Source organism: Xanthomonas axonopodis, assembly GCF_001304695.1.
Classification (GTDB): Bacteria; Pseudomonadota; Gammaproteobacteria; order Xanthomonadales; family Xanthomonadaceae; genus Xanthomonas; species Xanthomonas axonopodis.
This window is the reverse complement of sequence record NZ_JFAQ01000019.1, coordinates 1-10,186: the sequence shown is the minus strand read 5'-3', so window position 1 is coordinate 10,186 and position 10,186 is coordinate 1. Positions and strand designations below refer to the sequence as shown.

Annotated in this window: 12 protein-coding genes and 3 pseudogenes; 8 read left to right on the top strand and 7 right to left on the bottom strand. The window is 64.7% G+C overall.

Annotated features, from left to right (window positions below; all coding sequences use genetic code 11):
• On the bottom strand, positions 1-1,191 hold a 1,191-nt coding region (locus XAXN_RS01900), incomplete at its 3' end, for a putative inorganic carbon transporter subunit DabA (protein ID WP_134984818.1).
• Positions 1,192-1,214: 23 nt separating this feature from the next.
• On the bottom strand, positions 1,215-2,786 hold the full coding sequence (locus XAXN_RS01895) for a proton-conducting transporter transmembrane domain-containing protein (RefSeq protein WP_054318285.1): 1,572 nt from the start codon (positions 2,784-2,786) through the stop codon (positions 1,215-1,217).
• Positions 2,787-2,895: 109 nt separating this feature from the next.
• Here XAXN_RS01895 and XAXN_RS01890 point away from each other — a divergent pair, with 109 nt between their 5' ends.
• Complete coding sequence (locus XAXN_RS01890; protein ID WP_054318284.1) at positions 2,896-3,825, top strand: LysR family transcriptional regulator; 930 nt, start codon at positions 2,896-2,898, stop codon at positions 3,823-3,825.
• Here XAXN_RS01890 and XAXN_RS01885 read toward each other — a convergent pair.
• On the bottom strand, positions 3,822-4,238 hold the full coding sequence (locus XAXN_RS01885; RefSeq protein ID WP_245149934.1) for a LysR substrate-binding domain-containing protein: 417 nt from the start codon (positions 4,236-4,238) through the stop codon (positions 3,822-3,824). The two genes, XAXN_RS01890 and XAXN_RS01885, sit on opposite strands and share 4 nt — an antisense overlap.
• A 101-nt stretch (positions 4,239-4,339) precedes the next feature.
• On the opposite strand from XAXN_RS01885, the gene XAXN_RS01880 reads away from it, so the two are divergent.
• On the top strand, positions 4,340-4,666 hold the full coding sequence (locus tag XAXN_RS01880; protein WP_054318283.1) for a nuclear transport factor 2 family protein: 327 nt from the start codon (positions 4,340-4,342) through the stop codon (positions 4,664-4,666).
• A 187-nt stretch (positions 4,667-4,853) separates the two neighbouring features.
• Here the strand turns inward: XAXN_RS01880 and XAXN_RS01875 are convergent, their stop codons facing one another.
• Complete coding sequence (locus tag XAXN_RS01875) at positions 4,854-5,090, bottom strand: 2Fe-2S iron-sulfur cluster-binding protein (protein ID WP_280631800.1); 237 nt, start codon at positions 5,088-5,090, stop codon at positions 4,854-4,856.
• 81 nt (positions 5,091-5,171) lie between these two features.
• The gene (locus XAXN_RS01870; protein WP_054318282.1) at positions 5,172-5,675 is read right to left on the bottom strand and encodes a cytochrome P450; all 504 of its coding nucleotides are present in this window, start codon (positions 5,673-5,675) and stop codon (positions 5,172-5,174) included.
• A gap of 54 nt (positions 5,676-5,729) precedes the next feature.
• On the opposite strand from XAXN_RS01870, the pseudogene XAXN_RS01865 reads away from it, so the two are divergent.
• From XAXN_RS01865 to XAXN_RS20275, 3 genes and pseudogenes are all read left to right on the top strand, one after another.
• Positions 5,730-6,161, top strand: a pseudogene (locus tag XAXN_RS01865) (integrase core domain-containing protein); the annotation flags it as partial.
• A gap of 82 nt (positions 6,162-6,243) precedes the next feature.
• Positions 6,244-6,393 (top strand): annotated as a pseudogene (locus XAXN_RS22900) (LysR substrate-binding domain-containing protein); the annotation flags it as partial.
• Between the two features lie 19 nt (positions 6,394-6,412).
• Positions 6,413-6,865, top strand: a complete 453-nt coding sequence (locus XAXN_RS20275) for a LysR substrate-binding domain-containing protein (RefSeq protein ID WP_209018932.1) — start codon at positions 6,413-6,415, stop codon at positions 6,863-6,865.
• Positions 6,866-7,072: 207 nt separating this feature from the next.
• On the opposite strand, the gene XAXN_RS01850 is transcribed toward XAXN_RS20275, so the two are convergent.
• Entirely contained in the window at positions 7,073-7,687 is a 615-nt protein-coding gene (locus XAXN_RS01850) for a DUF8082 domain-containing protein (RefSeq protein ID WP_054318281.1), read from the bottom strand.
• Between the two features lie 44 nt (positions 7,688-7,731).
• The gene (locus XAXN_RS01845; RefSeq protein ID WP_054318280.1) at positions 7,732-8,886 is read right to left on the bottom strand and encodes a Cache 3/Cache 2 fusion domain-containing protein; all 1,155 of its coding nucleotides are present in this window, start codon (positions 8,884-8,886) and stop codon (positions 7,732-7,734) included.
• 298 nt (positions 8,887-9,184) lie between these two features.
• Between XAXN_RS01845 and XAXN_RS01840 the strand changes: the two are divergent.
• The 3 genes and pseudogenes from XAXN_RS01840 to XAXN_RS01830 form a co-directional block, all read left to right on the top strand.
• Positions 9,185-9,529: pseudogene (locus tag XAXN_RS01840) on the top strand (MFS transporter); the annotation flags it as partial.
• A 1-nt stretch (position 9,530) separates the two neighbouring features.
• Positions 9,531-9,761: a DUF1427 family protein gene (locus XAXN_RS01835; RefSeq protein WP_425511802.1), complete on the top strand. Its 231-nt coding sequence runs from the start codon at positions 9,531-9,533 to the stop codon at positions 9,759-9,761.
• Positions 9,758-9,916, top strand: a complete 159-nt coding sequence (locus XAXN_RS01830; RefSeq protein WP_054318278.1) for a XapX domain-containing protein — start codon at positions 9,758-9,760, stop codon at positions 9,914-9,916. The genes XAXN_RS01835 and XAXN_RS01830 overlap by 4 nt, the downstream gene beginning before the upstream one ends.
• The last annotated feature ends 270 nt before the right edge of the window (positions 9,917-10,186 follow it).

Here is a 10,186-nt window from a genome sequence, read left to right as displayed (position 1 = left end):
GTCACCTGCGCAGGTGACCACACCTGGAGTGAGCAGCACCGGCAGGCGCGCCTCGACCACGTCCGAGGCAAACCGCCGATGGCCGATGCCCAAGCCGAAAAATCCTGCAAACCCGAGGGTCTGGATACCGGAATCGAGGCTTTCCAGCGCCCGGCGGAACACTTCCGAGCGCACATCGATGCAGAATGCCATCTGCAGCTTCACGCGGCCAGGTGCGACCTGGGCCGGCGATGGCGCAGCCAGCATGGCGTTGAGCTTTCGCTGCGCTGCACGTTCGGCCGCTTCCTGCAGGATGCTGTCGATGACATCGTCCGAGGTTGCAGCGACCGGCTCGGCGTAGGCGGCAATGGCCGTCTGCCAGCCAGGCACCAGCGCGGAGCCGCCGTGGCCTAGCAGCGCGGCCTCCCAGAGCATGCGAATGGCGAGCAGGTCGGTGACGCACGCATCGGAGGCACCGCTCAACTCTGCCTGCCAGAGCCGATACCGGGCCAGCTGACCCCAGCCGCCCAACGTGGTCAGCAAGCGGTGGAAATAACCGTCCAGCGCGTCCTGGGAAAGCCCGAGCCGCGCGACGCAGTCGACAATGGCGTCTTCGGCATTGGCTGGCGCATCCGCGACATAGCGCGCGAAACCTGCAAGGCCGGCGATTTCCGGGGTCAGATCGTGGGTCGCGATGATCTGCCAGGTGCTGTAAGCGCCACCGGACTGGCCGACCGCCCAGAGCGCCTGGCCCTGATCGAAATAGCCAGCAGCCCAGTGACCGATACGCTCGTTGACGATGCAGGGCCAGTCGATCGCAGCGATGTCGCGGGCCAGTTCGGCGACCGTCGGGATCGCCTGCGGGGCAGGGCGCATGGCTTCGACGGCCTGCCTGAGTGCGGACAAGCTCGGCGGGCGCAGCGCGGCCGGCGCGTTCTGCAAGGCCGCCTGCAGATCGTCTTCGGTGATCTCGCCGGACTGTAGCCGCTCTGCATACCAGGACCGCGGCATGGTGACGGCGATACCGGAGGCACGCCGCAGTCGCGCCGCCGCCATCTCCAGCGGTTCGTTGGCCTGGCCGAGGAAGGGGTTGACCGCAACGCTGGAGGCGAGCGGCCACAGCGGCGGGATGGCGCGTGCCGCACGCTGGGCGGCGGCGATGATCACATCGTGGGAGAGGGACATGGCGTTAGTCGTCGTGGTTATCAGCATGTGGGCCTGGCAGTGAGGGAAAGTCACGAGGTCTTGCGAACAGACCAGCCGCCGAGCAGGCGATCGATCGTGGCGTTGACATACAGCCCATTGGAGAGATGGACGCGGAGCCCGGCGGCAGCGGGGTGCGATGCCCACAGCGGAAACAACGCCTGTGCCACCGCCACCAGCCCGAAGCTCAGGACCGCGAGCGTCACCAGCGTCCACTCCAGCCGTCCCGGTGCGGGCGTGGCCGGCAGCACACCGGCCGTCAGCCATTCGGCGGCGGTCTGCAGTGCGAAGTAGCCGATCGCCGCGGCGCTGGCGTAGATCGCGGTCCTGCGGGTGAGGGGGCGTGGCGCGGCATCGGCAAGGCCCTGGGCCAGCAAATAGGCGACACCGAAGATCAGGATCGCGCCCAGTGCCAGCGCCTGCGGCGACTTGTGCTCGAAGCCGAAGGCGAACCCGAAGGCCGTGCCGATGCCGATATAGATCGCCAGTGCGATCAGAAATGCGCGGCCGACCGCCGCCCCGTTCGGAACTGCGACCGGCCCGGGCCGGCGAATGGCCGCCACTTGCTCGACGGCTCCGCCAGAGGCCAGGAAGGCATGCGCTTTGTAGAGCGAGTGCGCCACGATGTGCAGAAGGGCCAGCGGGAACAGCGCCAGGCCGCACTGGAGCATCATGAAGCCCATCTGCGCGACCGTGGACCAGGCTAGCGAGGTCTTGACCGCCGGCTGGGTCAGCATCACCAGCGCGCCGAACAAGGCGGTCAGCCCGCCCAGCATGGCCAGCACGGCGAGCACGCCGGGGGCGGCAAGCATCAGGTCGGCAAAACGGATCAGCAGGAAGCCGCCGCCATTGACCACGCCGGCGTGCAACAAGGCCGACACCGGCGTGGGGGCTTCCATCATCTCGGTGAGCCAGCCGTGGGTCGGGAACTGCGCCGATTTCAGCACCGCCGCAAGTGCGATCAGGGCGGCCGCCGCGACCAGCGACCAGGAGTGCTGCCCGCGCGCGGCCAGCGCATTGATCGTGGCGATATCGGTCGTGCCCATGCTTTTCCAGATCAGCACCGCGGCGCAGGTCAGGGCGATACCGCCGGTGGTGGAAAACACCCGTTTCTTGCGGGCTGCGCGCTGCGCCTCCACGCGCTCGGGATAGAACAGCAGCAGGCGATGCATCGCGATGCTGGTGGCGATCCAGGCGATGACGACCTGGACCAGGTTGCCGGCCTGCACCAGCAACAGCACCGCTGCCAGTGCCATGCACAGCCAGCCGGTGAAGTAGCCCTGGCGTGCCTCGCCGTCGAGGTAGGTGCGTGCGTACCGCACGACGATCCAGCCAACGAAGGCCACCAGCAGGAGCATCGTCACGCTGACCGCATCGAGCCGCGCGGACAGGCCGATACCGTCCCATCCGATCAGTGGGCTGTCGCCAGTGCCTCGCAAGAGCACCAGCGCGAGCGAGGCAATCGCGATGCACAGCGCGCCGAGCGCGGCGCCTTCGGCGAGAAGGGAAATCTTCAGTGGGCGACGACCGCCGCGAACCAGGGCGGCGACAGCGGCAGTCAGCAGCAGGAGTGGTGCGAACAGTGGGAGTAGATAGAGCGACAAGGCAATCCCCTAAGAACGAGCGTGGTGGCGGGCCGCGCCAGGATATCGTTCGCTAGGGTTAAATAAAAATTCATTGTTATTGTAGATTCATTCGTTATTATCGAACGATATGGCTGCCTTGAACTACAACCACCTGCGTTATTTCTGGGCGGTCGCGCGCGACGGCAATCTCACCCGCACGGCAGAGCGCCTCAACCTCACCCAGTCGGCGTTGTCGGTGCAGATCCGCAAGCTGGAGGAGCGCCTGGGTCACGCGTTGTTCGAACGCCGCGGGCGGCAACTGCATCTGACCGAGGCCGGGCAGATCGTGCTCGACCACGCCGATGCGATCTTTGCCACCGGCGATGAGTTGCTTGGCACGCTGCGGCAGACAGGTGCGGCACGGCAGGCGCTGCGGGTCGGCTCGCTGGCCACGCTGTCGCGCAACTTCCAGATGGAGTTCCTGCGGCCGCTGCTGGGCCGCACCGACATCGATCTGATTCTGCGTTTGGGCAGCCCGGGGGAACTTCTGCGTGCGCTAGAGGCACTCAATCTCGACGTGGTGCTGCTGAATCGGGCGCCGGCCGGCGACGCGCTGTCCCCATTCGTTACACACCGGCTCGCGGAATACCCGGTCAGCCTGGTGGGGACGCCGGATCGGCTAGGTCATACCGCCAGCTTCGCCGACCGCCTTCGCAGCCACCCCATCATCCTTCCGACGTTGGATAGCAGCGTGCGCATCGGCTTCGACGCCTTGGCCGACCGCCTGGGCGTGCGGCCGCAGATCGTGGCGGAAGTGGAAGACATGGCGATGATGCGACTGCTTGCCCGCGAGGACATCGGTCTGGCGGTTCTGCCGCCGATCGTCGTCAAGGACGAGATTGCCGCTGGCGCGTTGATGGAAGGCGATCAATTGCCGGATATCGTGGAGACGTTCTATGCGGTCACGATGTCGCGGCGCTTTCCCAATCCGTTGGTTCGCGTGTTGCTGCAGCCCGCGGCTCCGTCTGCAAACCTGTCGCTCCGCCCATCTCCAGCGGTGGCGCAGGCGCAACGCTAGAGCGGATCGCACGGTGGTCGGTCCAACAGGCAGTCGATGAAGGCACCAAGCAGCGCTGGCCGATGCTGCCTGTTCGGATAGTAGAGAAACAGCCCAGGGCGCGAAATCGACCAGTCCGCCAGGATCTGCACCAAGCGCCCCTGGGCCACTAATTCGCCCACGCCATCCCGCTCGAAGTGATAGGCGATGCCGAGCCCGTTCAGCGTGGCAGCAATGCCGATATCGGCGTGATTGGTGACCACCAGGCCGTCCACCGCCACCTCAAGGCGTTGCCCGCACTTGTCGAACTCCCAGCGATAGTGCCTGCCATCCATTTGCAGCCGCCAGTTGATGCACGCGTGGTCATGCAGTTCGGCGGGCGACTTGGGCGTTCCTCGACGTGCCAGGTCGTCCGGCGACGCGACGGCCACCATTTTCACATCCAATGCGGTTGTAGAGCAGTTCGCCACTTGCCGACGGTGCCACGCTTCAGTGCGCGTGCTGATGCCTCCACTCACAAGACGGAGCCAGCCACATGGACATCTCGACCCTTCCCGAGCCGATTGCCGCTTACTTCGCGGCCGAGCACAACCCCGACGCCTTGGCGCATTGCTTCACGGCGCACGCCGTCATGACCGACGACGGTCACAGCTATACGGGCATCGACGCGATCAAGGCCTTCATGGCCGAGGCATCGGCCAAGTACAACGCAACCAGCGTGCCCTTCGAGAGTGAACGCGCGCACGGCATCCACTGCGTGCGCGCCAACGTCAGCGGCAATTTTCCCGGCAGCCCGGTCGTGCTGTCGTATCGCTTTCGCCTCGAACGCGGCCAGATCGCATCGTTGGAGGTCACGGTATGAGCTTGGACCTGCATCTGACCGGCCTGCGGGCCGTGGTGGCCGGTGATAGGGCGCGCAGGGTTCGTCCCTCAGCAAGACGATGGAGCCTGCATAGCCGCCGCTGCGCAGAGATTCGGCGGTCTGCAGGCCCGCCTGACCCGCCCCGACGATGACCACACCGCTCATCGTGCACCTGCCGTGCGCAGGCTCATGTCTGCCGGTCCGGGAAGCGGATGGTCATGTCCGATGTCGGTGCGATCTGGCACGCCAACCGGCTGTTGCTGCGCCGTTCGGCTGCCACGCTGTCGAGCATGCCGGCCTCCATGTCCAGCAGTGGCACGTCCTCGCCGCCCGCTTCCACGTAGCAATGGCAGGTGGCGCAGGCGCAGGAGCCGCCGCACTGCGCTTCGATGCCATCGATGCCTTGATGCATGGCGCCCTGTATCAGGGTCCATCACAGCGCGAGGTCGACCGCGACGGTCTCGCCGCTCGGTTCGATGTAGGTGATAGTGGGCATGGGAGCTTCCTAGTGCGCACGCATGGGAAGATGCAACAGGCCACGGGTGATGCTGTTGGGAACGCGTTGCACCGGCCCGGTCAGCGTAAAGCCGTCGATGTAGCGCGCCAGCGCTGCAAATGTCGCCATCCCTTCCAGCTTGGCGAGCGCCTGGCCTGCGCAATTGTGCGTCGCCAGCCCGAAGCCCAGGTGATCGACGAGATTGCGCTCGATATCGAAGCTGTCCGGTGCCCGATAGTGGCGCTCGTCGCGATTGGCCGAGGCATAGCTCACGATCACCCGCGCGCCTGCGGGAAGCACGACACCCTCGCCCAGGTTGACCTCGCGGGTGGTCACGCGCGACAGGTGCTGCAGCGGGCTGTCGATGCGGACGATCTCCTGGAAGGCGGCCGATGCCTTGCTCGGATCCTTGCGCAACTTTTCCCACTGCTCGGGATGCTGCGCGAACTGCCATAGCCCATTGCTGATGGCATTGATCGTGGTGTCGAACGCGGCGATGACATAGCCCTCCATCAGGCCGATGGCGGCTTAGCGCGGGATCTCGCCGCGCTTGCCTGCTGCGGCGACAATGGTCGCAGCTTCCGGTTGTTCAACGTCCTGGATGACTTCAATCGCGAGGGGCTGGCGATCGATGTTGATCTGTCGCTGCCATCTGCCCGGGTGATCCGATCGTTGGAGCAGGTCATCGAGTGGCGCGGCAAGCCACGCATCATTCGCTGCGATAACGGGCCCGAATACATCAGCGGAGCACTGCTGGCGTGGGCGGAACGCAACGGCATCCGCATCGAGCACATCCAGCCGGGCAAGCCACAACAGAACGCCTACGTTGAACGTTACAACCGCACGGTCCGCTACGCCTGGCTGGCCCGCACCCTGTTCGACACCATCGAGCAGGTGCAGGACCAGGCCACGCGCTGGCTATGGACGTACAACCATGAGCGCCCGAACATGGCGCTAGGCGGCATCACGCCAGCGATGAAACTGGCGATGGCTGCATAACTCCACTTCTGGAGTCCGCTAAAAGCGGTGGGATTACCGGAGTGCCGCTGCCGCGCCTACGCCGTTGCTTACGCGTCTTCGCGTGGGGGCCAGCACCACCATCGGCAACTATGTGTTGCCGTCGCTGATTGCCAGCTATCGACGCGAGTGGCCGGGCGCGGCGGTGGATGTGGTCATCGGCAATACGCGCGAGGTGGCCGCAGCGGTGAGCCGGCTGGAGGTGGATATCGGCTTGATCGAGGGCCCGTGTCATGCGGCAGACCTTCAGGTCGTGCCTTGGCGGACAGGACGCGTTTGTGATCGTGGCGGCACCGACGCATGCATTGGCGCAGACCGCCATGCAGGCACGCGTGCCGTTGAAAGCCTTGCGACAGGCGCACTGGCTGCTTCGCGAACCTGGCTCCGGTACGCGCGAGGCGGTGGAGCAGGTCTTGCTGCCGCACTTGCATTATCTGCACAGCGATCTGCAGCCGGGCAGCACCGAAGCGATCAAGCAGGCGGCGGCGGAAGGACTCGGGCTGGCCTGCCTATCGCTGTGCGCGGTGCAGGACCTGGTGACGCTGGGCCGGCTGGTGATTGTGCAGACCACCCTGCCACGGCTGACGCGGCGCTTCTACCGGATCCAGCACCGGCAAAAATGTCTGTCGGGCAACCTGCAGCGCTTCGTCGCGCATTGCGATCTGCATGCGCTGCACGATTGCTGAGGGCCGACGTGCTGCGCCTGCGTCGGATGCCATGATCTATCGCCACTCTGGTCACTGGGCGCGCTTCGCAAGCCCGCAACGCACGGCCGATGCGCGGCCTGCGTCAACGTTGTTCGACGTTGCAAGGCACGGCCAGCGCCACAGCCACGCCCACAAAAAAGCCGCGCAGTGCGCGGCTTGATGCATGACCCGAACTGAAGATGCTGCTCAGCGGACCTTGGCCAATGCCACGCGGGCCTCGGCCATGAACTTCTGTACTTCCTGCGGCGTTGCCAGGTTGGCGCCGAGCTGGTTGAGCACCTGCTCGATGTCGCCGGAGGCGTCCCAGGCTTCATCGCACAGCATGCCGGCGATCGGGCCGAGATAGTTCAGCGCGACCGCTTCCAGTGCATCGCGGACGCTGGCGTCGGGCCCGGCGCCACTGGCAACCGTCGCCGCACTCGCGCTTGCGACGGCTGCGGCAGGTACCGGTGTCGGGGCAACCGGCGCACGCACCGGCGATGGTGCGCCGCCAAGATCCTCTTCAAAACCGCCCATCAACCACTGGCGCGAGTCGTCGCTCAACAGCGAAGGTTTGCCCAGGCCGGCACTGGGGTCGACCTGGAAGCGCGCCTTGGCCGCGTTGACCATGGTGAGGCGTTGTACCGCCTCATCGTTGCGCAGCATGCGAAAGACCACTTCTTCGATCTGCCCGCTGTTGATGCGGACGATGCAGGAGTGGTTTTCCTCGGTGACGATGAACAGAAAGCCGGACGCCTTCTTCAATGCCAGCGCTCTGAGCTCGCGCAGGATCTCGATCAGCGGACGGAATTCAGTGGACATGGCGTCTTCCTTGCAGCATCAGGTACGGAATGGGTGACAGCGACTCAGCGTTTGCTGAGGCGCTCCATGGCCAACCGGACGCTGTTGGACAAGCGGGAGATGGCGCGCGCCAGAGTACCGATTTCATCTTTGAGGTCGACCTCTGCAATGTTGTGGTTCCACTTGCCAAGGCTCAGTTCTTCGGCCACGGCGGTGAGGTTCTGGACGGGGCGCAATACGCGGTTCCAGATCAGCGTGGACTGCACGCCGACCATGAGTGCGCAGACGAGCAGGCCGATGCCGGCAATCCACAACGATTGATGCAAGATCAAGGTGTTGATGTCGCTCTTGGGATAGGCCGATGCCAAGGTGAAGCCCCAATTGCGTATCTCCTCTTTAACCACCACCCAGTCTTCCGGGCTCTCCTTGACGATCCGCTCGATGGTGGCGCTATCGGTGGTGGAACCAGTGGTCGACTGGAAGCGCAATTTATTCTTGCTGTCCAACACCGCGACGAAGCCAGAAGAGAGCATGCTACGGCTGCCGATCACGGTCGCCAGCTCAGGCGTATCGGCCTTGTAGGCGATAGCCAAAGCACCGATGACGCGTTTGTCGTTGTTGGCAAAGATCGGTTCGTAGCGAGTAACATATGGGTTGCCGAGAACATCGACCACACCATAGAAGCTCTCTCCATTGCGCAGCTTGCCAGCGGCCTTGCTGTTCGGATCGAGCACGGTGCCGACGGCGCGACTGCCGTCGGCATTAGTAATGTTGGTGGAGATACGAACGAAGTCGTCGCCGACACGAGAAAAAATCGTTGCGTTGCCCTGCTTACTGATGGAAGCGCCGTTGTCGACCAAGCTGGAAGTGGCGGCGTCGACCAAGCCGAACGTGTTGGCCTGCGACTTCTGACCCAGCAGTATGTCGTTGGCAGTGCGGCGTCCGACGCGGACTTGGTTCCCTTGACTGGCTGGGCCTAGCTCATCGACTTGCTTGCGCAGATTGTGCATAGATGCCTCGACGCGATCGAGCAGCATCTCCCGGGTAAGCGAGAACATGGTCTGGGTCAGAACCGAGGTACGTCGGATGACCGCTTCGGTTTCAGACTCGATCCGTTTTGCTTCGGTAACAGCCAAGATCACAGCTAGTCCCGACATCACGATCAGCCCCAAGGCCAATACCGGCAGCAGCAGGCGCACCCGCAAAGAGTGACGAAGCATTGCATTCCCCCTGAACGCATTAAGAAAAATGTACGACACTGCGCGCGTTGCGCAGTGCGATGGTTGGTGTCTTGGTTATTAGCGGCCGATGAAAGCCATGCTTAAGCGGCTCCCCAGCCGCAACCCATGCATACGATAGCGCAAGCCGATCGATTTTGCGATGCGCTTCTCGCTTCTGCGTGTGTGTTGATTCAACATTCGCTCCCGCATGGAGCGGGCCAACAGGCCGTTTTGCCTTGCCAGCTATGGAGGCGGTCGCTTGGCGACCGTTCGTCTGCTCAGGTGCCCAACGACAGATGTCGCGCACGACCGAGGGCCGGTGCTGGTGACGGTGGAGTACCGCATCGCCGACGCCGATCGCGCCGAGTTCCTTACCTTGCTGACCCAGTTGGGCGTGGCGCGGCGTCGCGACGGTGCGGTGATCTGGGGCGTGGCCGAAGACGTTGCCGCACCTGGAGTGCAACTGGAGTATTTCCTGGCGGCGTCCTGGCTGGAGCATCTACGCCAGCACGAGCGGGTCACTGGCGAGGATCGGCAGCTGCAGGAGCGCCTGCGCCTGCTGCATCAAGGCACCGAGCCACCGCGGGTGCGCCACTTCATCGGCGGCGCTGAGCCACCGCATGCGCCAAGGATGGAGCATTGAGATGCGCATGGCATTCAAGTTCGCCGCCAGCCTGGTGCTGGGTGCGGCGATTGGTTTCGGCTGCCGCGTGATGGGGATTCCGTCACCCGCGCCGACGGCTCTGGTCGGCGCCTTGTCGGTGCTGGCGATGACCTTGGGTTACAGCGTGGCCGATCGCCGGCTCGCCCGCCGTGCGACCAGGCAGCATGTGCACTGCGGCGGACCAAGCGGACGCTGGCGGGAAGCTGCATGAGCATGACCCTGGTCGGCTTGCTGCTGGCGGTGGTGATCGGCATCGGCTGCCGCCTGCTGGACCTGCCGCTGCCGGCGCCACCGCGGCTCACCGGCGCGGTGTTGGTGGTGGCGATGAGCAGCGGATTCCTGCTGGCCGACTGGGTCCTGCAGTGAAGCCAGGTCGGCTGCGCCGCGCGCGCGGACTGCGCACACGGATGCAATCCGCCACGCCGGCCGCACGTTTTACTGGGAGATGCATCGGTGCGTGGGCGCGTTCATCGCACCACATCCGTTGCCGGCAGACGGCGCCTGTGCCGCTGACGCCTCCCTGCATGCCCCCGTGCCAGGAGCCTCAATGGATCCGATCCAGACGACCCCAAACGATGCCGGGCGTCGCAATTTTCTCATCGCCAGTACGGCCACATTGGCAGCGTTGTCGTTGCC

Coding starts and splice junctions, on each gene's coding strand:
- XAXN_RS01890 (WP_054318284.1), top strand. CDS start 2,896: ATGGCTGCCTTGAACTACAACCACCTGCGTTATTTCTGGGCGGTCGCG.
- XAXN_RS01885 (WP_245149934.1), bottom strand. CDS start 4,238: ATGGTGGCCGTCGCGTCGCCGGACGACCTGGCACGTCGAGGAACGCCC.
- XAXN_RS01880 (WP_054318283.1), top strand. CDS start 4,340: ATGGACATCTCGACCCTTCCCGAGCCGATTGCCGCTTACTTCGCGGCC.
- XAXN_RS01870 (WP_054318282.1), bottom strand. CDS start 5,675: ATGGAGGGCTATGTCATCGCCGCGTTCGACACCACGATCAATGCCATC.
- XAXN_RS20275 (WP_209018932.1), top strand. CDS start 6,413: ATGCGGCAGACCTTCAGGTCGTGCCTTGGCGGACAGGACGCGTTTGTG.
- XAXN_RS01850 (WP_054318281.1), bottom strand. CDS start 7,687: ATGTCCACTGAATTCCGTCCGCTGATCGAGATCCTGCGCGAGCTCAGA.
- XAXN_RS01845 (WP_054318280.1), bottom strand. CDS start 8,886: ATGCTTCGTCACTCTTTGCGGGTGCGCCTGCTGCTGCCGGTATTGGCC.
- XAXN_RS01835 (WP_425511802.1), top strand. CDS start 9,531: ATGCGCATGGCATTCAAGTTCGCCGCCAGCCTGGTGCTGGGTGCGGCG.
- XAXN_RS01830 (WP_054318278.1), top strand. CDS start 9,758: ATGAGCATGACCCTGGTCGGCTTGCTGCTGGCGGTGGTGATCGGCATC.